The 22,578-nt window shown below is 72.5% G+C and carries 20 protein-coding genes and 1 riboswitch; of the genes, 14 read left to right on the top strand and 6 right to left on the bottom strand.

Going from position 1 to position 22,578, the window contains the following annotated elements:
• The first annotated feature begins 20 nt into the window (after positions 1-20).
• From U5640_RS10025 to U5640_RS10010, 4 genes are all read left to right on the top strand, one after another.
• The gene (locus tag U5640_RS10025) at positions 21-1,370 is read left to right on the top strand and encodes a pitrilysin family protein (RefSeq protein ID WP_340375448.1); all 1,350 of its coding nucleotides are present in this window, start codon (positions 21-23) and stop codon (positions 1,368-1,370) included.
• Positions 1,367-2,755, top strand: coding sequence for a pitrilysin family protein (locus tag U5640_RS10020; RefSeq protein ID WP_340375447.1), 1,389 nt, complete (start codon positions 1,367-1,369; stop codon positions 2,753-2,755). Before U5640_RS10025 ends, U5640_RS10020 begins: the two co-directional genes overlap by 4 nt.
• Before the next feature lie 193 nt (positions 2,756-2,948).
• Positions 2,949-3,143, top strand: a riboswitch (cyclic di-AMP (ydaO/yuaA leader).
• A 14-nt stretch (positions 3,144-3,157) separates the two neighbouring features.
• On the top strand, positions 3,158-3,901 hold the full coding sequence (locus U5640_RS10015) for a M23 family metallopeptidase (RefSeq protein ID WP_340375446.1): 744 nt from the start codon (positions 3,158-3,160) through the stop codon (positions 3,899-3,901).
• A gap of 200 nt (positions 3,902-4,101) precedes the next feature.
• Entirely contained in the window at positions 4,102-4,797 is a 696-nt protein-coding gene (locus tag U5640_RS10010; protein WP_340375445.1) for a GntR family transcriptional regulator, read from the top strand.
• A gap of 178 nt (positions 4,798-4,975) precedes the next feature.
• Here U5640_RS10010 and U5640_RS10005 read toward each other — a convergent pair whose 3' ends face one another.
• On the bottom strand, positions 4,976-5,257 hold the full coding sequence (locus U5640_RS10005; protein WP_067247392.1) for an HPr family phosphocarrier protein: 282 nt from the start codon (positions 5,255-5,257) through the stop codon (positions 4,976-4,978).
• Positions 5,258-5,450: 193 nt separating this feature from the next.
• On the opposite strand from U5640_RS10005, the gene U5640_RS10000 reads away from it, so the two are divergent.
• The 5 genes from U5640_RS10000 to U5640_RS09980 all read left to right on the top strand — a co-directional run bounded on the left by U5640_RS10000 (position 5,451) and on the right by U5640_RS09980 (position 11,159).
• On the top strand, positions 5,451-8,270 hold the full coding sequence (locus U5640_RS10000) for a GNAT family N-acetyltransferase (RefSeq protein WP_340375444.1): 2,820 nt from the start codon (positions 5,451-5,453) through the stop codon (positions 8,268-8,270).
• Positions 8,271-8,344: 74 nt separating this feature from the next.
• A complete protein-coding gene (locus U5640_RS09995) occupies positions 8,345-8,941 on the top strand; it encodes a DUF5998 family protein (protein ID WP_055633546.1) in 597 nt (198 codons plus the stop codon).
• Complete coding sequence (locus U5640_RS09990; protein WP_340375443.1) at positions 8,941-10,131, top strand: nucleotide pyrophosphatase/phosphodiesterase family protein; 1,191 nt, start codon at positions 8,941-8,943, stop codon at positions 10,129-10,131. Before U5640_RS09995 ends, U5640_RS09990 begins: the two co-directional genes overlap by 1 nt.
• 56 nt (positions 10,132-10,187) lie before the next feature.
• A complete protein-coding gene (locus tag U5640_RS09985) occupies positions 10,188-10,847 on the top strand; it encodes a thymidine kinase (protein WP_340375442.1) in 660 nt (219 codons plus the stop codon).
• Between the two features lie 63 nt (positions 10,848-10,910).
• Entirely contained in the window at positions 10,911-11,159 is a 249-nt protein-coding gene (locus U5640_RS09980) for a hypothetical protein (RefSeq protein WP_340375441.1), read from the top strand.
• A gap of 5 nt (positions 11,160-11,164) precedes the next feature.
• Here U5640_RS09980 and U5640_RS09975 read toward each other — a convergent pair whose 3' ends face one another.
• Positions 11,165-11,968, bottom strand: coding sequence for a VOC family protein (locus U5640_RS09975; protein WP_340375440.1), 804 nt, complete (start codon positions 11,966-11,968; stop codon positions 11,165-11,167).
• Between the two features lie 221 nt (positions 11,969-12,189).
• On the opposite strand from U5640_RS09975, the gene U5640_RS09970 reads away from it, so the two are divergent.
• Positions 12,190-13,041 (top strand): sulfurtransferase, encoded by an 852-nt coding sequence (locus U5640_RS09970; RefSeq protein ID WP_340375439.1) that lies wholly within the window; start codon positions 12,190-12,192, stop codon positions 13,039-13,041.
• Between the two features lie 137 nt (positions 13,042-13,178).
• Here the strand turns inward: U5640_RS09970 and sepH are convergent, their stop codons facing one another.
• From sepH to U5640_RS09955, 3 genes are all read right to left on the bottom strand, one after another.
• The gene (gene sepH / locus U5640_RS09965) at positions 13,179-14,216 is read right to left on the bottom strand and encodes a septation protein SepH (RefSeq protein ID WP_340375438.1); all 1,038 of its coding nucleotides are present in this window, start codon (positions 14,214-14,216) and stop codon (positions 13,179-13,181) included.
• A gap of 477 nt (positions 14,217-14,693) precedes the next feature.
• Entirely contained in the window at positions 14,694-16,013 is a 1,320-nt protein-coding gene (locus U5640_RS09960) for a D-arabinono-1,4-lactone oxidase (protein ID WP_340375437.1), read from the bottom strand.
• Positions 15,973-17,211, bottom strand: coding sequence for an MFS transporter (locus U5640_RS09955; protein ID WP_340385026.1), 1,239 nt, complete (start codon positions 17,209-17,211; stop codon positions 15,973-15,975). The genes U5640_RS09960 and U5640_RS09955 overlap by 41 nt, the downstream gene beginning before the upstream one ends.
• A gap of 645 nt (positions 17,212-17,856) precedes the next feature.
• Between U5640_RS09955 and U5640_RS09950 the strand changes: the two genes are divergently transcribed.
• Together U5640_RS09950 and U5640_RS09945 are read left to right on the top strand one after the other, a co-directional pair.
• Positions 17,857-18,984 (top strand): ferrochelatase, encoded by a 1,128-nt coding sequence (locus tag U5640_RS09950; protein WP_340375436.1) that lies wholly within the window; start codon positions 17,857-17,859, stop codon positions 18,982-18,984.
• An 8-nt stretch (positions 18,985-18,992) separates the two neighbouring features.
• Positions 18,993-19,808 carry an inositol monophosphatase family protein gene (locus U5640_RS09945; RefSeq protein WP_340375435.1) on the top strand — a complete coding sequence of 272 codons (816 nt, stop codon included), beginning with the start codon at positions 18,993-18,995 and terminating at the stop codon, positions 19,806-19,808.
• Between the two features lie 84 nt (positions 19,809-19,892).
• On the opposite strand, the gene U5640_RS09940 is transcribed toward U5640_RS09945, so the two are convergent.
• Positions 19,893-20,066 (bottom strand): hypothetical protein, encoded by a 174-nt coding sequence (locus U5640_RS09940; RefSeq protein ID WP_340375434.1) that lies wholly within the window; start codon positions 20,064-20,066, stop codon positions 19,893-19,895.
• A 414-nt stretch (positions 20,067-20,480) separates the two neighbouring features.
• Here U5640_RS09940 and U5640_RS09935 point away from each other — a divergent pair, with 414 nt between their 5' ends.
• Positions 20,481-21,134, top strand: a complete 654-nt coding sequence (locus U5640_RS09935) for a response regulator transcription factor (protein ID WP_003993508.1) — start codon at positions 20,481-20,483, stop codon at positions 21,132-21,134.
• 5 nt (positions 21,135-21,139) lie between these two features.
• Positions 21,140-22,372, top strand: coding sequence for a HAMP domain-containing sensor histidine kinase (locus U5640_RS09930; RefSeq protein ID WP_340375433.1), 1,233 nt, complete (start codon positions 21,140-21,142; stop codon positions 22,370-22,372).
• Positions 22,373-22,578 lie beyond the last annotated feature (206 nt).

The raw sequence follows: 22,578 nt of genomic DNA, 5'->3' as shown, positions 1-22,578 counted from the left end.
CCGCGATCGGAAGGACGTACATGCCCATGGGTCACACGGCCACAGACCAGGCAGGCACCGGGGGCCTGACAGCGACCGAGCACCGCCTGGCCAACGGCCTGCGCGTGGTGCTCTCCGAGGACCACCTGACCCCCGTCGCGGCGGTGTGCCTCTGGTACGACGTCGGCTCCCGCCACGAAGTCAAGGGCCGTACCGGCCTGGCTCACCTTTTCGAGCACCTCATGTTCCAGGGATCCGCCCAGGTCAAGGGCAACGGCCACTTCGAGCTGGTCCAGGGCGCCGGCGGCTCGCTCAACGGCACCACCAGCTTCGAGCGCACCAACTACTTCGAGACCATGCCCACCCACCAGCTGGAGCTCGCCCTCTGGCTGGAGGCCGACCGCATGGGCTCCCTCCTCGCCGCCCTGGACGACGAGTCCATGGAGAACCAGCGCGACGTCGTCAAGAACGAACGCCGCCAGCGCTACGACAACGTGCCGTACGGCACCGCCTTCGAGAAGCTGACCGCCCTCGCCTACCCGGACGGCCACCCCTACCACCACACGCCGATCGGCTCGATGGCCGACCTGGACGCGGCGACGCTGGAGGACGCGCGCGCGTTCTTCCGCACCTACTACGCGCCCAACAACGCCGTCCTGTCGGTCGTCGGCGACATCGACCCCGAGCAGACGCTCGCGTGGATCGAGAAGTACTTCGGCTCCATCCCCTCCCACGACGGCAAGCCGGAGCCGCGGGACGGCACCCTGCCCGACGTGATCGGCGAGCAGCTGCGCGAGCTCGTCGAGGAGGAGGTCCCGGCCCGCGCGCTGATGGCCGCCTATCGTCTGCCGCAGGACGGCACGCGCGCGTGCGATGCGGCAGACCTGGCGCTCACGGTCCTGGGCGGCGGCGAGTCCTCCCGCCTGTACAACCGGCTGGTGCGCCGCGACCGTACGGCCGTCGCGGCCGGCTTCGGGCTGCTGCGGCTCGCCGGAGCGCCCTCCCTGGGCTGGCTGGACGTGAAGACCTCTGGGGACGTCGAGGTGCCCGTCATCGAGACCGCCATCGACGAGGAGCTCGCCCGGTTCGCCGAGGAGGGCCCCACGGCCGAGGAGATGGAGCGCGCCCAGGCCCAGTTGGAGCGCGAGTGGCTCGACCGGCTCGGCACCGTCGCCGGCCGCGCGGACGAACTGTGCCGGTTCGCGGTCCTGTTCGGCGACCCGCAGCTCGCCCTCACCGCCGTCCAGCGCGTCCTGGACATCACCCCCGAGGAGGTGCAGGAGGTCGCCCAGGCCCGCCTGCGCCCCGACAACCGCGCGGTCCTCGTCTACGAGCCGACCGCCCCCGAAGCCCCCGCCGACCAGGACGAGAACGAGGAGGCGGCCCAGTGACGGAGCTCGCCACGATGGACTTCCACCCCCAGCCCCGGGCGGGCGAGGCCAGGCCGTGGGCGTTCCCGGCGCCCGAGCGCGGCACGCTGGACAACGGCCTGACCGTCCTGCACTGCCACCGCCCCGGCCAGCAGGTCGTCGCCGTCGAGGTCCTCCTCGACGCGCCCCTGGACGCCGAGCCGTCCGGCCTGGACGGCGTCGCCACGATCATGGCGCGCGCGTTCACCGAGGGCACCGACAAGCACTCCGCCGAGGAGTTCGCCGCCGAGCTGGAGCGCTGCGGCGCCACCCTCGACGCCCACGCCGACCACCCCGGCGTCCGGATCAGCCTGGAGGTGCCCGCCTCCCGGCTGCCCAAGGCGCTCGGCCTGCTCGCCGACGCCCTGCGCGCCCCCGCCTTCGCCGACAGCGAGGTGGAGCGTCTCGTCCACAACCGGCTCGACGAGATCCCGCACGAGCTGGCCAACCCCTCCCGCCGCGCCGCCAAGGAGCTCTCCAAGGAGCTGTTCCCGGCGACCGTGCGCATGTCGCGGCCGCGCCAGGGCACCGCGGAGACCGTCGAGAAGATCGACTCCGCCGCCGTACGGGCCTTCTACGAGCGCCATGTCCGGCCGGCCACGTCCACCGCCGTGGTGGTCGGCGACCTCACGGACATCGACCTCGCCGCGCTCCTCGGCGAGACCCTGGGCGCCTGGACGGGCTCCCCGGCCCAGCAGCGGCCCGTCCCGCCGGTGACCGCCGACGACACCGGCCGCGTCGTCATCGTGGACCGCCCCGGCGCCGTCCAGACGCAGCTGCTCATCGGCCGCGTCGGCCCCGACCGGCACGCACGCGTGTGGGCCGCCCAGGTCCTCGGCACCTACTGCCTCGGCGGCACCCTCACCTCCCGCCTCGACCGCGTCCTGCGCGAGGAGAAGGGCTACACGTACGGCGTGCGTGCCTTCGGGCAGGTCCTGCGCTCCGCCCCGGACGGCTCGGGCGCCGCGATGCTCGCCATCAGCGGTTCCGTCGACACGCCGAACACCGGTCCCGCGCTGGACGACCTGTGGAAGGTGCTGCGCACCCTCGCGGCGGAGGGCCTGACGGACGCCGAGCGCGATGTCGCCGTGCAGAACCTGGTGGGCGTGGCGCCGCTGAAGTACGAGACCGCGGCGGCCGTCGCGAGCACGCTGGCCGACCAGGTCGAGCAGTTCCTGCCCGACGACTACCAGGCCACGCTCTACCGTCAGCTCGCCGCGACCGGCACGGTCGAGGCCACCGCCGCGGCCGTGAGCGCCTTCCCGGTGGACCGTCTGGTGACCGTCCTCGTCGGTGACGCCGCGCAGATCAAGGAGCCCGTCGAGGCGCTCGGGATCGGCGAAGTCACCGTCGTCCCCGCCGAGTAGACGCGGCAGAGGCGGACGTACTGCGGCCCCGGGGCGTCGTCCCGGGGCCGCAAGATGTCCGAATTGATGCGGAGGTTGTGTGTCTGTGCTGTGGCGTGCGCTACAAAAACCGTGATCCGTTTGAGGATTGATAACGGTCCCGCATAGCGTCGGCCCGGCTGTCCGTCAGGCACCGCGCCGCATCCGCGGCACCGGACAGTCATCGCCGAGTCCCCGTACGGCGCGAGCCAGGGGAGCCGGGGACCCGCCCTCCTGTCGCCGCCTTCGGGGCTGGAGGGGCCCAGTCCCTGGGGTGAATCGGACGCCCGCGCGTGAGCGAGGGGGTCCGTAGGAGACCTTCCTGCTCCGAACCCGTCAGCTAACCCGGTAGGCGAGAGGGAAGGAAAGGACCGCTCGCCCTTCATGGCGTATACCTGCACCACCGGGAAGCACCGCCGGCCCAGCCGGATGCAGCGCACCACCGCCCGCGCGGCGGGATTCGCGGCGCTGACCACCACCGGTGTCATGGCCACCGTCGCCTCCAGCCCGGCCTTCGCCGCGGAGCCGACCCCCGAGCAGACCGGCCTGATCCCGGTCGTCACCGCCGGCGAGGCCGTCGCCGAGCAGGTCGACGACCAGGTCGCCCTGCAGAAGAAGGCCGCCTTCGAGGAGGCCGCGCGCAAGGCCGCCGCCAAAAAGGCCGCCGAGGAGCGCGAGGCACGCGTGCGTGCCGCCCGTGAGGCCGAGCGCAAGCGCCTGAACGCCTTCGTGCTGCCGATCACCGGGTCCTACGTCTCCACCGGCTACCACGCGAGCAGCTCCCTGTGGTCCTCCGGCAGCCACACCGGCATCGACTTCCACGCCGCCAGCGGCACCCCCGTGCACGCGGTCGGCCTCGGCACCGTCGTCGAGGCGGGCTGGGGCGGGTCCTACGGCAACAACGTCGTCATCCGGATGAACGACGGCACGTACACCCAGTACGCGCACCTGTCCTCCATCGGGGTCTCGGTCGGCCAGCAGGTCACCCCCGGGCAGCAGATCGGCCTGTCCGGCGCGACCGGCAACGTCACCGGCCCGCACCTGCACTTCGAGGCCCGGACGACGGCGGAGTACGGCTCCGACATCGACCCGGTCGCCTACCTCCGCCAGCACGGCGTCAACGTCTGACGCCACCCGGCGACACCGCGTCCCAGAGCCCCGGCCCCAGCGGCCGGGGCTTTCGCCGTTTTCGCCACCCCGCTGTCCAAAAAATATCCCTGGATTCCGGTCCGCCTTCGGAAATTGCCGCTGATTGCAATAGAGTCACGGAACACACGTCAATCGGCGGAGCTCGGCGACGTTTCACGGGGATTAAGACGGAGGCTGTCATGCGTATTCCGGCGCACTCGGTGTGCACGGCCATCCGGGACGACATCGTCGCGGGTGTCTACGAGCGCGGCAGCCGTCTCACCGAGGAACTCCTCGCCCGCCGCTACGGCGTCTCCCGCGTCCCCGTCCGGGAGGCGCTGCGCACCCTGGAGGCCGAGGGCTTCGTCGTCACCCGGCGGCACGCGGGCGCGTGCGTCGCGGAGCCGACCGAGCAGGAGGCGGCCGACCTGCTGGAGATGCGCATGCTCCTGGAGCCGCTGGGGGCCGCCCGGGCCGCCCAGCGCCGCACGGAGGCGCATCTGAAGGTGCTGCGCGGGCTCGTCCGGCTGGGCCAGGAGCGGGCCCGCAGGGGCAACAGCGAGGATCTGCGCTCGCTGGGCGGCTGGTTCCACGAGACGCTCGCCCAGGCCTCCGGAAGCCATGCCCTGACCTCGGTGCTCACCCAGCTCCGCCACAAGATCGCCTGGATGTACGCGGTGGAGGCGCCGGCCGACCCGGTGGAGTCCTGGGCCGAGCACGGCGCGATCGTGGACGCGGTGGCGCGCGGCGACCAGGAGCGCGCGCGGACGGTCACGGCCCTGCACACCGAGCGCGCCACGGCCGTGCACCGCCTGCGTTTCGCCGGCGGCGGGGACCGCGCCGACCGTGTGAGGACTTCGCAACCTCCCGTAAACATGACGGGGCTGCGGCATTAACACGGGGGCCGTATACAAAGAAGGGATATTCAGCGGAGGAGTATTTCCGCTGCCCTTTTCATGCGCGCCCGGGAATTCTCGAAGGCGCGCTTTCGGTGTGCCCGGGGCCGGGTTTCCGTTTGTGCAAAAAAAAGCCGGGCCGTGTCACCTTCGAAGGTGACACGGCCCGGCGGGTGCGTCAGACGGTCTCGGGGAGTTCCTCGAGACCCTCGGCGACCAGCTTGGCCAGCCGGTCCAGCGCGACGTCCGCGCCCTCGGCGTCGGAGGCGAGGACGATCTCCTCGCCACCCTTCGCGCCGAGGCCGAGGACGGCCAGCATGGAGGCCGCGTTGACGGGGTTGCCGTCGGCCTTGGCGATCGTCACCGGGACGCCTGCGGCCGTGGCGGCTCGGACGAAGATGGAAGCGGGGCGGGCGTGGAGGCCCTCGGCCCAGCCGACGTTGACGCGGCGCTCAGCCATGTGTTGCTGCCCTTCGGTTCTCAGGTTGTCTAGACCGGTGTTGTCTAGACCAGTGTTCCACACGTGAAGCCGGTGAGGAACGGGTCGAACGTCCCGTCCCTCGGGCGGTCACCGGATCGCGGCCTCGATCCGGCCCCCGTCCTCCACAGACTGCCCCGCGCCGTTGTCGTACGCGAGCCGTACTCTGGGCCCCATGCAGAGCGCCTCGGACCGGCACGAGTACCCCGCCCACTGGGAAGCCGACGTGGTGCTGCGCGACGGCGGCACCGCGCGCATCCGCCCCATCACCGTCGATGACGCCGAGCGCCTGGTCAGCTTCTACGAGCAGGTCTCGGACGAGTCGAAGTACTACCGCTTCTTCGCGCCCTACCCGCGACTGTCCGCGAAGGACGTCCACCGCTTCACGCACCACGACTTTGTGGACAGGGTGGGACTCGCGGCCACGGTCGGCGGCGAGTTCATCGCCACCGTACGCTATGACCGCATTGGTGCCGACGGCATGCCCGCCTCCGCACCCGCCGACGAGGCCGAGGTCGCCTTCCTGGTCCAGGACGCCCACCAGGGGCGCGGCGTCGCCTCCGCCCTCCTCGAACACATCGCGGCCGTCGCGCGCGAGCGCGACATCCGCCGGTTCGCCGCCGAGGTACTGCCCGCCAACACCAAGATGATCAAGGTGTTCACGGACGCCGGCTACACCCAGCAGCGCAGTTTCGAGGACGGCGTCGTCCGCCTGGAGCTGGACCTCGAACCCACCGCGCGGTCCCTGGCCGTGCAGCGCGCGCGGGAGCAGCGCGCCGAGTCCCACTCCGTACGACGGCTGCTGGCACCCGGCTCGGTCGCCGTGTTCGGCACCGGACGTGCCCCCGGCGGCGTCGGCCGCAGCGTCCTCGGCAACCTCCGTGCGGCGGGCTTCACCGGCCCGCTGTACGCCGTGAACCGGGCCTTCCCCGAGGACCTCAAGGACATCGACGGCATCCCCGCCCACCGCTCGGTGCGCGAGATCGCCGGCCCCGTCGACCTCGGGATCGTCGCCGTCCCCGCCGAGGACGTGCCCGAGGTCGTCCGCGAGTGCGGGGAGCACGGCGTCCAGGGCCTCGTCGTGCTCTCCGCCGGTTACGCCGAGAGCGGCCCCGACGGCCGCGAACGCCAGCGCGCCCTCGTCCGCCACGCACGCGCCTACGGCATGCGGATCATCGGCCCCAACGCGTTCGGCGTCATCAACACCTCGCCGCAGGTCCGGCTCAACGCCTCGCTCGCCCCCGAGATGCCGCGCCCCGGCCGCATCGGACTGTTCGCCCAGTCCGGCGCCATCGGCATCGCCCTGCTGTCCCGGCTGCACCGGCGCGGCGGCGGCGTCACCGGCACCACCGGGGTCTCCACCTTCGTCTCCTCCGGCAACCGCGCGGACGTCTCGGGCAACGACGTCCTCCAGTACTGGTACGACGACCCGGACACGGACGTCGCCCTGATGTACCTCGAATCCATCGGCAACCCCCGCAAGTTCACCCGCCTCGCCCGGCGCACCGCGGCGGTCAAGCCCCTGGTGGTCGTCCAGGGCTCCGGCTCCGCCCCGCAGGGCCACGCCGTCCGCGCTACCCGGCTCCCGCACGCCACCGTGTCGGCGCTGCTGCGCCAGGCCGGCGTCATCCGCGTCGACACCATCACCGAACTGGTCGACGCGGGCCTGCTGCTCGCCCGCCAGCCCCTGCCGACCGGACCCCGGGTCGCCATCCTCGGCAACTCCGAGTCGCTCGGCCTGCTGACCTACGACGCCTGCCTCTCCGAGGGGCTGCGCCCGCTGCCCCCGCTGGACCTGACCACCGAGGCGTCGGCGGACGACTTCCACGCCGCGCTCGCCCGGGCCCTCGCCGACGAGACCTGCGACGCGGTCGTGGTGACGGCGATCCCCGCGATCGGCGAGACCTCGCCCAGCGACGCGGCCCTCGCCCAGGCCCTGCGCTCGGCGGCCGCCGCGGCCCCCGCCAAACCGGTCCTCGTCGTCCACGTGGAACTCGGCGGCCTCGCCGCCGCGCTGTCCGCCGCGACCAGCACCGCACCGCGCGCCGGAGCCGGCGCACGCACGCGTGACACGACACCGCCCCGGACCGGCGCCCCCGCGGGCGCCCCAGCGGTGGAGGCCCCCGCGGGTGCCCACCTCATCCCCGCCTACCCCGCCGCCGAACGCGCCGTACGCGCCCTCGCCGAAGCGGTGAAGTACGGACAGTGGCGACGCGAGGCCGCCGACCCCGGCCGGGTGCCCGCCTACGACGACATCGACGAGAAGGGCGCCGCCCGGCTGATCGACGGGCTCCTCTCCCGCGGGCAGGGCCTCACCCTCGGCACCGAGGAGACCTGCGAGCTGCTCGGCCACTACGGCGTCCACCCCCGCCGCGCCACCCCCGCGCCCACCCCCGACGAGGCGGCCTGCGCCGCCGGCGCGCTCGGCTACCCCGTCGCCCTCAAGGCCACCGCCCCGCACCTGCGCCACCGCGCCGACCTGGGCGGCGTCCGCCTCGACCTCGCCGACGAGGAACAACTGCTGCGGGCGTACGCCGAGTTGACCGAGCTGTTCGGCAGGCCGGAGGAGATCCGTCCGGTCGTCCAGGCGATGGCTCCGCGCGGGGTCGACACCGTCGTCCGCGCGGTCATCGACCCGGCGGCCGGGGCCGTGCTCTCCTTCGGGCTCGCCGGAGCGGCCTCCCAGCTGCTCGGCGACATGGCGCACCGCCTGGTGCCGGTGACCGACCGCGACGCGACCTCCCTGATCCGCTCGATCCGCACGGCCCCTCTGCTCTTCGGCTGGCGCGGTGCCGCCCCGGTCGACACCCCCGCCCTCGAAGAGCTGCTGCTGCGCGTCTCCCGCCTGGTCGACGACCACCCCGAGGTCGTCGCGGTCACGCTGGAGCCGGTCGTCGTCGCCCGGCACGGCGTCAGCGTCCTGGGCGCCTCGGTCCGCCTCGCCCCGCCCCCGGCCCGCGACGACCTGGGCCCGCGGACCCTGCCGGCGTACTGACGGGCCGGACGCCCCGCACGGCCCCGGACCGGGCGCCCCCGAGCGGTGCCTCGCAGTCAGTGGGTCCCCGTAGGATGGACGGCATGGCCAAGACCAGTACGACGACCCAGGGGCTGCGCGCGGCGATCGAGCGCAGCGGCTACTACCCGGCCCTCGTGGCCGAGGCGGTGGAGGCCGCCGTCGGCGGCGAGCCGATCCGGTCGTACCTGGTCCACCAGGAGACCACGTTCGACCAGAACGAGGTGCGCCGGCATGTGACCGTGCTGGTCCTCACCGGCAACCGCTTCATCGTCAGCCACACCGACGAGCAGGCCGCCGACACCACCTCCCCGACGCCGTACGCCACGACGTCCACGGAGTCGGTGAAGCTCGGCCGGATCTCCTCGGTCGTCCTCAGCCGCGTGGTCGCGAACCCGGAGTCCTACACCCCGGGCACCCTGCCCCGCGAGGTCGTGCTGACCATCGGCTGGGGCGCCGTCTCCCGCATCGACCTGGAGCCGGCCGCCTGCGGCGACCCCAACTGCGACGCCGACCACGGCTACACGGGCAACTCCACGGCGGACGACCTCAGCCTGCGCGTCAGCGAGGCGGGCGACGGACCGGAGACGGTGCGCCAGGCGCTCGTCTTCGCCCAGGCGCTCTCCGAGGCGACCGCGGACACCTCCCGCTGATGGCCGCCCCCGCCTCCTGGGACCACCCCGAACCCCTCGCCGTCTCCTCCGCCCCCGTCCCCGAGTACGGCACCGGCTCCCTCGCCGACCTGCTGCCCACACTCGCCGCCGGCATGGGCGTGCCCGGGGTGACCGCGGCGATCGAGGAGCTCACCCCGGCCGACCGGAACTGCGTCTTCCTGATCGACGGCCTCGGCTGGGAGCAGATCAAGGCCCACCCGGACGAGGCGCCGTACCTGCACGCGCTGCTCGGCGGCTCCCGCGGCGGCACCGGCCGCCCGCTCACCGCCGGCTACCCGGCGACCACCGCGACCTCCCTCGCCTCCGTCGGCACCGGTCTCCCGCCGGGCGCCCACGGCCTGCCCGGCTACACCGTGCGCGACCCGGCCACCGGCGAGCTGATGAACCAGCTGCGCTGGCACCCGTGGACCGCGCCGCACACCTGGCAGCCGTACCCCACCGTCTTCCAGCTCGCCGACCGGGCGGGCGTGCACGCCGCGCAGGTCTCCTCACCCGCCTTCCAGAACACCCCGCTGACCAAGGTCGCGCTCAGCGGCGGCACGTTCCACGGGCGGCTCACCGGCGAGGAGCGCATGGACCTCGCCGCCGCGCAGCTCGCCGCCGGCGACCGCTCCCTCGTCTACACGTACTACGCCGAACTGGACGGCGCGGGCCACCGCTACGGCGTCGCCTCCGACACCTGGCGCGGCCAGCTCATGTACGTCGACCGGCTGGTCCAGCGCCTCGCCGAGCAACTGCCCCCGCGCAGCGCGCTCTACGTCACCGCCGACCACGGCATGCTCGACATCCCCTTCGACGAGCAGCACCGCATCGACTTCGACGAGGACTGGGAGCTGCGCGCCGGAGTCGCCCTGCTCGGCGGCGAGGGCCGGGCCCGCCATGTCTACGCCGTCCCCGGTGCCGCCGACGACGTGCTGACCTGCTGGCGCGAGGTGCTCGGCGAGCAGTTCTGGGTGGCCTCGCGGGACGAGGCGATCGCCGCGGGCTGGTTCGGGCCGCACATAGACGACCGTGTGTACGACCGGCTCGGCGACGTGATCGCGGCCGCCCGGGACGACGTCCTGATCATCGCCTCCGAGCGGGAGCCCAAGGAGTCGGCCATGGTCGGCAACCACGGCTCGATGACCCCTGCCGAGCAGCTCGTCCCGCTGCTCGAAGTACGCTCCTGACGCCCGCACGTCCCCCGTCGCCACCGACCTCCCCACCGAAAGGTTCCCCCCTCACCATGCCCGAGCTGGTGTTCTTCTCCGGAACCATGGACTGCGGGAAGTCGACGCTGGCTCTCCAGATCGAGCACAACCGTTCCGCGCGCGGACTGCAGGGCATGATCTTCACCCGCGACGACCGCGCGGGCCAGGGCAAGCTCTCCTCCCGCCTGGGCCTCGTCACCGACGCGGTCGAGGTCGAGGACGGCCAGGACCTGTACGCCTACCTCGTCGACCACCTCTCCCAGGGCCGCCGCGCGGACTACGTCATCGCGGACGAGGCGCAGTTCCTCGCCGAGGAGCAGATCGACCAGCTCGCGCGCGTGGTGGACGATCTCGGGATAGACGTCTACGCGTTCGGCATCACCACGGACTTCCGCTCCAAGCTCTTCCCCGGCTCCCAGCGGCTCGTCGAACTCGCCGACCGCGTCGAGGTCCTCCAGGTCGAGGCCCTGTGCTGGTGCGGCGCCCGCGCCACCCACAACGCCCGTACGGTCGGCGGCGCCATGGTGGTCGAGGGCGCCCAGGTCGTCGTCGGCGACGTGGACCAGGCGGACACCGTCGCCTACGAGGTCCTGTGCCGCCGCCACTTCCGGCGCCGCATGACCAGCGCCTCCACCCGCGCCGGCGCGCTCTCACCGGACGTCCTGCCGGTGGGCTCCGACTGCGAACTCGGCTGAACGGGGCGAGCTCCACCTACCGTTGGGGGCCTTGCCTCCCCGGACGCCGACCCGGACCGGACGATGGCTCAGGCCACGAGCGGCCATCCCTACCCGGCTCAGCGCCTGCGGGAGTGGTCGCTCTTCCGCGCCATCACGCTCCACCTTCCCTGGCAGCCGGAGGACCTGATCGCGTCATCCGACTGGCTCCAGCTCAAGACCGCCGCCGGGACGGACACGGAAGCACTCGAGATCCTCGCCCGGGCCGGCCGCACCAAGCGCATCCGCAACACCGTCAGGGTGACTCGTCAAGAAGGTGTTCGTCTGCCGTGAGCGCCTCAGAGCGGCCCCTCGATCAGGGCGAAGCGGGCCCCCTCGGGATCGCTGACGGTGGCCACGCGCCCGTGGGCGCTGTCCCGGGCCGGTCCGAGGACGTGGCCGCCGAGGTCGGTGACGAGTGCGAGGGAGGCGTCCACGTCGGCCACTTCGAAGTACGTCACCCAGTGCGGACCCCGGTCCCGGGGCAGGGCGTTGCCCACACCGTGGATGCCGGCCACCGGGTGCCCGCCGATGTGCAGGGTCACGTAGTCGAAGTCGGCGGACACCTCCGCCTCCTGGGTGTAGCCGAAGACCGTCTCGTAGAACTTGGTGACGCTCGCGGTCTCGAAGGTCACCAGTTCGTTCCAGGCGGGGGTGCCGGGGACCCCGGTGATGTTCGTGCCGCGGTGGGCCGCCGCCTGCCAGATGCCGAAGACGGCGCCGGACGGATCGGAGCCGATCGCGAGCCGCCCGGCCTCCGCGGCGTCCAGCGGGCCGACCCCGATGGTGCCGCCGCACAGCCGCACCGTCTCGGCGCTCGTGTCCACGTCGTCCGAGGCGAGGTACGGCGTCCAGGCGACGGGGAGATGCCGGTCCGGGGGCAGTTGGCCGATCCCGGCGACCTCACGGCCGTCGAGGAGGGCCCGGACGTAGGGGCCGAGCTGCTGCGGACCGGGCTGGAACTCCCAGCCGAAGAGAGCGCCGTAGAACTCCTGCGTGGCCGTCAATCCGTGCACCATCAGTCTCACCCAACAGGGTGTACCGGGCGCGTACCGGGCCTGCGCTGCGCCGCTCGGGCCGGCCGACCCGCGTGCCTCGGTCATCGTCCCTCTCTCCCCGGCCCCTCGCGGTGGCCGTGTCGCTTCCGCCCTCGGAGGATGCCTGATGGGGGGTTTCCCGCCGGGATACACGCGGTGGTCGCCGTAGGGCGACCTTCTGTACGGCATGTGCTCGATCCCGTACGCCCCGTGACCGACCCTGTCCGGCCGAGCAGAGTAGCCGGAGCGGAGCGTGGGGGCCACCCCCGTGCGCGAGGATGGGGACCATGAACGCCATCATCACCGCAACCGAACTCGGCGGCGACCTGGCGGGGGAGAACCCGCCCGTCGTCCTCGACGTCCGCTGGCAGCTCACCGTGGCGAAGGCGGCCGGTGAGCCGCCCTTCGACGGCAGGGCCGCCTACGCGGCCGGACATGTGCCCGGCGCGGTCTACGTCGACCTGGACCGCGAACTCGCGGGCACGGCAGGCGTGGCAGGCCGCCATCCGCTGCCCGATCTGGCGGAGTTCGGCGCGGCGATGCGCCGGGCGGGGGTGTCGGCCGCCCGGCCGGTCGTCGTGTACGACGGGGGACAGGGCTGGGCCGCCGCCCGCGCCTGGTGGCTGCTGCGCTGGACGGGTCACCCGGACGTGCGGGTCCTCGACGGCGGGCTGCCGCAGTGGCGCGGCGAGCTCTCGACGGACGTCCCCGCGCGCGTGGAGGGCGACTTCGTGCCCGTGGCGGGCGCCGCGGGCCTGCTCGACGCGGACGGTGCCGCCGAACGGGCACGCGCCGGGGTGCTGTTCGACGCGCGTGCGGGGGAGCGCTACCGGGGCGAGGTCGAGCCGATCGACCGGGTCGGCGGGCACATCCCGGGCGCGGTGTCGGCGCCCACCACCGACAACGTCGCCCCCGACGGCCGGTTCCTGCCCGCCGAGGAACTGCACGACCGCTTCAAGGCGCTGGGTGCGTCCGACGGCACCGAGGTGGGTGTGTACTGCGGCTCGGGCGTCTCCGGCGCCCACGAGGTGCTGGCGCTGGCGGTGGCCGGCATCCCGGCGGACCTGTACGTGGGCTCCTGGTCGGAGTGGTCCTCGGACCCGGCCCGGCCGGTCGCGGTGGGCCCCGACCCACAGTGACCTGCCTCGCATCCGGACATACGGAGGGGCCGCACCGAGCAGGTGCGGCCCCTCCGTACGTATGGATCGTCGTGCAAACCGAATTACCCGAACCGGCGAAGGCCGGGACCGCGCCGCCGTACGGCGTCCCGGTCCCGTCACTCCTGTTTCTTGCGGCGCGTCCCGAACACGATCTCGTCCCAGCTGGGCACGGCGGCCCGGCGTCCGGGACGGACCCCGTCCGCCTCGGCCTGCCGGTCGGTGGCGCCGATCAGCCGGTCGCGGTGGCTGCCGACCGAACGCGGCATCAGGACGTCGGCGTACGCGGAACCGGCGGAGGCGGCGGGCGCCGGGGGCTCCTCGGCCTCCGGTTCCTGCTCCTCCGGCTCCTCCGCGGGCTCGGCGGGGCGCTCCGGGACGACCATGTCGCCGCGGAAGCTCGGCACCGCCTCCAGCAGGCTGGTCAGCGAGTCCCGCTCACGCTCGCCGATGCTCTCCTCGGCCGGTTCGGACGGTTGGGCGGGCAGGCTCGGGCGCTCCAGCGCACGGTCCATCGAACGGTCGCGCGGCAGCCGCGCGATACGGGGGACGAACGGAAAGCTGGGCTCCGGGGCGGCGAGGTCGTCGGACTCGCCGATCAGCGAGCGCGCCTCGTCGTCGACGGCCTGGACCAGTCGCCGGGGCGGGTCGTAGGTCCAGCTCGCCGAGTGCGGTTCGCCCGCGACGCAGTAGACGAGCAGGACCTCCCAGGTCCCGTCGTCGCGGCGCCAGGAGTCCCACTGGACGGTGTCCTTGTCGGCGCCGCGCAGCAGCAGCCGCTCCTGGACGGCCTCGCCGAGCTGGGGTCCCGCGGCGTTCTCGCCGGGCCTGCGGACGGGGGTCTTGCGGGCCCGCTCGGCCATGAAGGCGCGTTCGGCCAGCACGGGCCCCTCGAAGCGGCGGACCCGGTCGACCGGGATGCCCGCCATCTGGGCGACCTCTTCCGCGGTCGCACCGGCTCGTATACGCGCCTGGATGTCTCGGGGGCGGAGATGGCTCTCCACCTCGATCTCGATCTGGCCGAGGCGGGGACGGTCGCCGCGGACGGCGGCGCGCAGACGCTCATCGATCGGAAGCGTGTACTCCGTGCTGTCCGCAGCCTTCAGCACCAGCCGTGTGCCGTCATTCGAGACGGCCACGACACGCAGTTCGGGCATGGGGACCTCCCGGGTGGTGCCTGCCGACGTCACGTGCGTCGCTGCTTCCGCTAGTCGAGTGTGGCCTGCCCGGGTGCAGCCTGCCACAACCTTGCCGAGTTGCCCGGCGTGTCGGGCGCGGGCCCTGGATCGCCGTTATGGCACGGTTACCTGTTCGCCACGCTAAGTGACCAACACCGTCACCCTGTGCAACTAGTCCCCTCCCGGCGGTCCAGCAAGGCCCAGGACACCCTGTAGGGGGCCCGGGCCCAAGGCTCGCAACAGTACTCCATTTGGGCCACGTGCGTGGATTGGCGCGCCGCTCAACTTCTGGCAAGAGGTGCGACTTGGCCGCCCGTTACGCGGTTTCTGTGATCTTGGAAGTGGCACACTTCACGCAATCTCCCGAATCGGAACCGCCGGGAGCGCTTCATACGTTTTCCGCCACGGCGAGCGGGCCCGGTCGCCGTGCAGTCACGGACCCGGTCGCCGGTCGGGTCACGCCCCGAGAACCCTCCGCAGGTAGTCGTTCTGGAACAGACGGCCGGGGTCGAGCCGGTCACGCAGCGCCGTGAACTCCCCGAAACGCGGATAGACCCGCGCGAAGTACTCCGCGTCGCGCGTGTGCACCTTGCCCCAGTGCGGCCGGCCCTCGTGTGCGGTGAAGATCCGCTCGGCGGCCGTGAAGTACCCCTGGTACGCCGTCCCCTTGACCATGTGGACGGCGACGTACGCAGTGTCGCGGCCGGAGGCGGTGGACAGCGCGATGTCGTCGGCCGGCGCGGTGCGCACCTCGACGGGGAAGCTGACCCGCAGGCCGGAGCGCTCGACCATCGCCTTCAGCTCACGCAGCACCTCGGTGACGGCCGCGCGCGGGACGGCGTACTCCATCTCCACGAAGCGCACCCGGCGCGGAGAGGTGAAGACCTTGTAGGGGACGTCGGTGTAGGTGCGCGCCGACAGCGCCTTGCTGGAGATCTGCGCGATCGCCGGGATCGTCGCGGGCACCGCCCGGCCGACCCACTGCGCCACCTGGAACACGCCGTTGGAGAGGAACTCGTCCTCGATCCAGCCCGAGACCTGGCTCACCGGCTTGCTCGGGCCCGCGCTGCGGTTGTTGCGCTTGGTGTTGGTGTTCCCGGTGTGCGGGAACCAGTAGAACTCGAAGTGCTCGTTCTCCGCCCACAGCTCGTCGAAGTCGGCGAGGACCTTGTCGAACGGCATCGGCTCCTCGCGAGCGGTGAGGAGGAAGACCGGCTCCACGGCGAAGGTGATCGCGGTGACGACGCCCAGGGCGCCGAGGCCGATCCGGGCGGCCGCGAAGACCTCCGGGTTCTCCTTCTCCGAACAGCTGAGCACCGAGCCGTCCGCCGTCACCAGCTCCAGGCCCTTGATCTGTGCGGCGATCGAGCCGGAGTCACGGCCGGTGCCGTGGGTGCCGGTGCTGGTGGCCCCGGAGACCGTCTGTTCCATGATGTCGCCCATGTTGGTGAGCGAGAGGCCCTCGCGCAGGAGCGCCATGTTGAGTCTCTTGAGCGGGGTGCCGGCCTCGACCGTGACCGTCATGGTGTCCCGGTCGATCCTGCGGATACCGGTCAACAGTTGAGGGCGGATCAATACGCCGTCCGTGGCGGCGATCGAGGTGAAGGAATGGCCGGTACCGACCGCCTTCACCTTCAGGCCGTCCTCGGCCGCCCGGCGCACGGCCGCGGCCAGCTCGTCGACGGAGGCGGGCATCACCTCCCGCGCGGGGCGGGCGGTCACATTGCCGCCCCAGTTACGCCACGTGCCGTTCTTCCCGCTCGTTGTGGTGCTCAAGGGTGCCTCCCCGACCCGGAGCCGGCCTGCCGAGCCGGCGGTACCCGAGGAAACCGACCGCGACCGCGACGGCCCCGGACACCGCCGGAACCCCGTACCCGGCCTGTGCCCCGGCCGCGTCGATGACCCAGCCGGCGATGGAGGAGCCGAGCGCCACCCCGACCGCGAGCCCGGTGCTGATCCAGGTCATGCCCTCGGTCAATTGTGCGCGTGGTACGTGCTCTTCGATGAGGGACATGGTGGTGATCATCGTCGGAGCGATGGCCAGTCCCGCAGCGAACAGCGCCACGGCCAGAAACGGCAAGTTTCCGACCAGTAGGAGGGGGATCATACTCACGGCCATCATGAACACGCCCAGCAGCCAGCGCTTTTCCGGCGCTCCCCGCAGCCGCAGCAGGCCGAAGACGAGCCCGGCGGCACAGGAACCGGCCGCGTAGAGCGCCAGCACCACGCTCGCCGCGCCCTTGTGGCCCCGCTCGTCGGCGAAGGCGACCGTGACGACGTCGACCGCGCCGAAGATCGTTCCGGTCGCCACGAACGTCACCACCAGGACCTGCAGACCGGGCGAGCGCAGGGCGCTGCCGCCGCCGCGCTGCTCGCGCGGGTGCGGCACGGGCTCGGTGGCCCGTTGTGCCGTCAGCCAGAAGACCCCGGCCGCGAGGAAGCAGGCCGCCAGCAACGGGCCCGCCTCCGGGAACCAGACCGTGGACAGCCCGATCGAGATGATCGGCCCGAAGATGAAGCACACCTCGTCCACCACGGACTCGAAGGAGTACGCCGTGTGCAGCTGCGGGGTGCCCCGGTACAGGGCCGCCCACCGGGCCCTCACCATCGCGCCGAGACTCGGTACCGCGCCGATGCCGGCGGCGCACACGAACAGCACCCAGTCCGGCAGGCGGAAGTGAGCGGCCAGCAGCAGCCCGGCCGCCGCGGCCAGCGCGAAGAGCGTCGCCGGACGCAGCACCCGGCGCTGGCCGTACTGGTCCACCAGGCGGGATATCTGCGGGCCGGCCACCGCCGCCGCCAGCGCGATCGTCGCCGACAGCGCGCCCGCGAGGCCGTAGCGCCCGGTCAGCTGGGAGACCATCGTGACCACGCCGATGCCCATCATCGACAACGGCATCCGGCCGAGGAACCCCGCGGCGGAGAAGCCCTTGGAGCCGGGGGCGGCGAACAGGGCGCGGTACGGGCTGGGCACGGTGTCTCCGGTCGGTCCGGTCACGCGCGCGTGGCGGCTCCGCGCGGCGGGACAAGTAAAGCGGCTCGTCGGTGCGTGCCCGGTCACGCCCGGTAAGGCGCGAAGGCAACCCATACAGCTTACGAGTTAGGCAACCCTAATGCACCGGCCTGCAGCGACTGCACCGGCCTGCACCTGCTGCACCGGCCTGGGCCGGGGGCACCGGCCTGCAGCGACTGCACCGGTTCGCACCGGCTGCAACGGGCGTCCGGTCCCCACCGGGCGTACCGGTCCGCACTGGCCGCTCCGGCTGGACCGGCCGCTCCGGCTGGACCGGTTCGCACCGGCTGCACCGGTCCCCACCGGGCGCACCGGTCCGCACCGGCTGGACCGGCCTGCACCGGCGGTACCGGCCCGCACCGGCGCCCCTGCTGGACCGGGCCGCACGGGTGCACCGGCTGCACCGGTCCGTATCGGGCGCACTGGCCCGTACCGGCCGTACGGGCCTGCACCCGCCGGTCGTACCGGCCCGCACCGGCGCCACCGGCGCGCGCGTCCCCGCGGGCACCCCGGTTCCGCGCCCGCTGCCGCCCCGTCTGCCCCCGTCTGCCCCCGTCTGCCCCCGCCGTTTCTCGGCTGTCGGGGGCGGGTGGCAGGATCGGAGTCATGCCAGACGCGCTCGATGCCACCCCCTACGACGCCCTGCTCCTGCTCTCCTTCGGCGGCCCGGAAGGCCCGGACGACGTGGTCCCGTTCCTGGAGAACGTGACCCGCGGGCGCGGCATCCCGAAGGAACGCCTCAAGGAGGTCGGCCGGCACTACTTCCTGTTCGGCGGGGTCAGCCCCATCAACGACCAGAACCGCGCCCTCCTGGACGCCCTGCGCAAGGACTTCGCCGATCACGGCCTGGACCTGCCGGTCTACTGGGGCAACCGCAACTGGGCCCCCTACCTCACCGACACCCTGCGCGAGATGGTCGCCGACGGCCGCCGTCGCATCCTCGTCCTCGCCACCAGCGCCTACGCCTCCTACTCGGGCTGCCGCCAGTACCGCGAGAACCTCGCCGACTCGCTGGCCGCGCTGGAGGCCGAGGGCCTGCCGCTGCCCCGGATCGACAAGCTGCGGCACTACTTCAACCACCCGGGTTTCCTGGAGCCCATGATCGACGGCGTCCTCCGGTCCCTCGCCGACCTCCCCGAGGACGTCCGCGACGGCGCCCACCTCGCCTTCTCCACCCACTCGATCCCCGACGCCTCGGCCGACACCTCCGGCCCCGAAGAGGACCACGGCGACGGCGGGGCGTACGTGAGGCAGCACCTGGACGTGGCCCGTACGATCGCCGACGCCGTCCGCGAGCGCACCGGCGTCGACCACCCCTGGCAGCTCGTCTACCAGTCCCGCTCCGGCGCCCCGCACATCCCCTGGCTGGAGCCCGACATCTGCGACCACCTCGAGGAGCGCCACGCGGCCGGCGTCCCCGCCGTCGTGATGGCCCCCATCGGCTTCGTCTCCGACCACATGGAGGTCCTCTACGACCTCGACACCGAGGCCACGGCCAAGGCCACGGAACTCGGCCTGCCGGTGCGCCGCTCGGCCACCGTCGGCGCCGACCCGAGGTTCGCCGCCGCCGTACGCGAGCTGGTCCTGGAGCGTGCCGCGGCCGAGACCGGCCGGCCGGTCACCCCGTGCGCCCTCGGCGCGCTCGGCGCGAGCCACGACCTGTGCCCCGTCGGCTGCTGCCCGGCCCGCGCGCCCCGCCCCGCCGCCGCCGGCGCCGACAGCCCCTACGCGTGAGGAACCCCGTGACCGACCCCCTCCACGCCGATCTGCTCGCACTCGCCCGGGAGGCCGCCCGCCGGGCCGGCGCGCTGCTGCGGGACGGCCGCCCGGCCGACCTCGCGGTGGCCGCCACCAAGTCGAGCCCGATCGACGTGGTCACCGAGATGGACATCGCCGCCGAGAAGCTGATCACCGGGCTGATCTCCGAGCACCGCCCCCATGACGGCTTCCTCGGCGAGGAGGGCGCCGCCAGCCCCGGCAGCACCGGCATCCGCTGGGTGATCGACCCCCTCGACGGCACGGTCAACTACCTCTACGGCCTGCCCACCTGGGCCGTCTCCATCGCCGCCGAGCAGGACGGCGAGACCGTCGTCGGGGTCGTGGAGATCCCGATGCGCGGGGAGTCGTACCACGCCGTGCGCGGTCGTGGCGCCCGCGCGACCGGCGCCCGGGACGGCGAGCGGGAGCTGTCCTGCCGGGCCCCGGCCCCGCTCGACCAGGCCCTGGTCTCCACCGGCTTCAACTACGTCACGGAGGTCCGCACCCACCAGGCCGAGGTGGCCCGGCGGATCGTCCCGCTGCTGCGGGACATCCGGCGCAGCGGGTCGGCCGCCGTGGACCTGGCGGACGTGGCCGCCGGCCGCCTCGACGGCTACTACGAGCGCGGACTGCACCCCTGGGACCTCGCCGCGGGTGACCTGATCGCCCGGGAGGCGGGCGCGCTGACCGGTGGACGCCCCGGAGAGCCTCCCTCGCGCGACCTGGCGATCGCCGCCACCCCGGCCGTCTTCGAGCCCCTTCAGCGCCTCCTGGAGGACTTCGGCGCCTGGCACGACTGAGGCCCGGCGCGCACGCGAAGGGGCCCCGGCGCTGGATTCGCCGGGGCCCCTCCGTCACGCGTGCGAACGACGCGTACCAACCACTCAGACGCTCGTCGCGCCGACCTCCACACCGTGTTCGGCGGCGAGGCGTCGCAGGTCGTCGAGTTCAGCCTGCTCCACCTCGACGAGGAAGTCGTCGCCCTCGTCGAGCGCCCTGGTCAGATCGGACTCGGTCGCCCTTATGCGCTGCAGAAGTCCTGTGGTGAATGCGTCCATGCTGCGCCCCCTCGTCCTGGGTCGTGGGTCGATGGCACGGGGGTGTGCCGGTTCGGAAGGGGCGATCACGTCTCCCGTGGGTGCCCAGCGCTGCCCTGCCGGGCGGCGACGGTGCCGGACACCCACGCCCACTCTGCGGCAAGCGGACAGCGGAGTACCACATGGTGTTGTGGCACATGCAGAGCGTGATCGCGGGGTGTAAAGCCGTCCTCCCCCCGCTCCCTTCCACGGAAACCTCAACCGAACGAGAAAATCTCGCATTCCCGGGGTTCATACCTGTCCTTCATCGCGTGCTCACCGTCTTACCGCCGACTTATGGCCGAAAAGGGCAGGATGGAAGCACACACCCACCAGGAATCCCTGCCCGCGTGCGCTCACGGAGCGCTACGGGTGGACACAGGAAGGACAAGCGACGTGCGCGTACTCGTCGTCGAGGACGAGCAGCTGCTCGCCGATGCGGTGGCCACCGGACTGCGCCGGGAGGCCATGGCCGTCGACGTCGTGTACGACGGTGCGGCCGCCCTGGAGCGCATCGGCGTCAACGACTACGACGTGGTCGTCCTCGACCGCGACCTCCCGCTCGTGCACGGCGACGACGTCTGCCGCAAGATCGTCGAGCTCGGCATGCCCACGCGCGTGCTGATGCTCACGGCCTCCGGTGACGTCAGCGACCGCGTCGAGGGCCTGGAGATCGGCGCCGACGACTACCTCCCCAAGCCCTTCGCCTTCAGCGAGCTCATCGCGCGCGTGCGGGCCCTCGGCCGGCGTACCAGCGTGCCGCTGCCGCCCGTCCTGGAGCGCGCCGGCATCAAGCTCGACCCGAACCGCCGCGAGGTCTTCCGCGACGGCAAGGAGGTCCAGCTCGCACCCAAGGAGTTCGCCGTCCTGGAGGTCCTGATGCGCAGCGAGGGCGCCGTCGTCTCCGCGGAACAGCTCCTGGAGAAGGCGTGGGACGAGAACACCGACCCGTTCACCAACGTCGTCCGGGTGACCGTCATGACGCTCCGCCGCAAGCTCGGCGAACCCCCGGTGATCGTCACCGTCCCCGGCTCCGGCTACCGGATCTGACGGCCGTGGCCGCCGCACCCGCGCCTCCCCAGGCGCCCCCGAAGCCCACGTGGGACCCCCGGCGGGTGCAGCCCCAGCTGCCCTGGCTGCGCCCGACCATTCGCATACGGCTCACCCTGCTGTACGGCGGGATGTTCCTGATCGCCGGCATCGTGCTGCTGTCGATCATCTACCTGCTCGCCGCGCACGCGCTGAACGTCGGCAGTGAGCTGCCCTTCAAGATCCTCTCGGGTCAGGTCGCGAGCGAGAGCTGCAACTTCCCCGCCAACCCGACGGCGACCGAGCTGAACCGCTCGATGGCCGAGTGCGTCAACCAACAGCGCCAGCACGCGCTGGACGACCTCCTCAGCCGCTCCCTCCTGGCACTCCTCGGTCTCGCCGTGATCGCCTTCGCCTTCGGCTACGCCATGGCCGGACGCGTCCTGTCGCCGCTGGGGCGGATCACCCGTACCGCGCGCGCCGTGGCCGGCTCGGACCTCTCCCGCCGGATCGAGCTGGACGGCCCGGACGACGAGTTCAAGGAGCTCGCGGACACCTTCGACGACATGCTGGAGCGCCTCCAGCGGGCCTTCACCGCCCAGCAGCGTTTCGTCGGCAACGCCTCGCACGAGCTGCGCACCCCGCTGGCGATCAACCGCACGCTGCTGGAGGTGCACCTCTCCGACCCGCACGCGCCCGTGGAGCTGCAACAGCTCGGCAAGACCCTGCTGGCCACCAACGAGCGCAGCGAGCAGCTCGTGGAGGGCCTGCTGCTGCTCGCCCGCAGCGACAACCAGATCGTCGAGCGCAAGCCGGTGGACCTGGCCGAGGTCGCCGAGCAGGCCGTCGACCAGGTGCACGCGGAGGCGGAGGCGAAGGGCGTGGTGATCCGCGGTGAGCAGAAACCCGCGGTCGTGCAGGGCAACGGCGTCCTGCTGGAGCGCATCGCGCTGAACCTGGTGCAGAACGCCGTGCGCTACAACGTCCCGGAGGACGGCTGGGTCGAGGTGACCACCGAGGTCCAGCACGGGCACGCGGTCCTGGTGGTGTCCAACACCGGGCCGGTCGTGCCGGCGTACGAGATCGACAATCTCTTCGAGCCGTTCCGGCGGCTGCGCACGGAGCGCACGGGCAGCGACAAGGGGGTCGGGCTCGGGCTGTCCATCGCGCGGTCCGTGGCCCGGGCGCACGGCGGGCACATCGCGGCCCAGCCGCGGGAGGGGGGAGGACTCGTGATGCGGGTGACCCTGCCCGTCTGAGATCATGTCGCCGACACACGCGGGGATGTTCGCTTTGCGCGGAATTCTCAGCACTCGGCCAGGGCGGCCCCGTGTGTGATCGATCACAAAGGCGAATTTCCGGCCATCTACTCTCCGTGATCATGATGCCCGCCGGAAAGCCCGGAAAATCCGGGTTTTCGGGGGTCCTGAACACGGGAAGTACACGGTGAGACGCCTTTGAAGTG

Origin of the sequence: Streptomyces sp. SS7, from assembly GCF_037993025.1 — a bacterium.
Lineage (GTDB): Bacteria > Actinomycetota > Actinomycetes > Streptomycetales > Streptomycetaceae > Streptomyces.
This window is presented reverse-complemented; position numbering and strand designations above follow the sequence as displayed.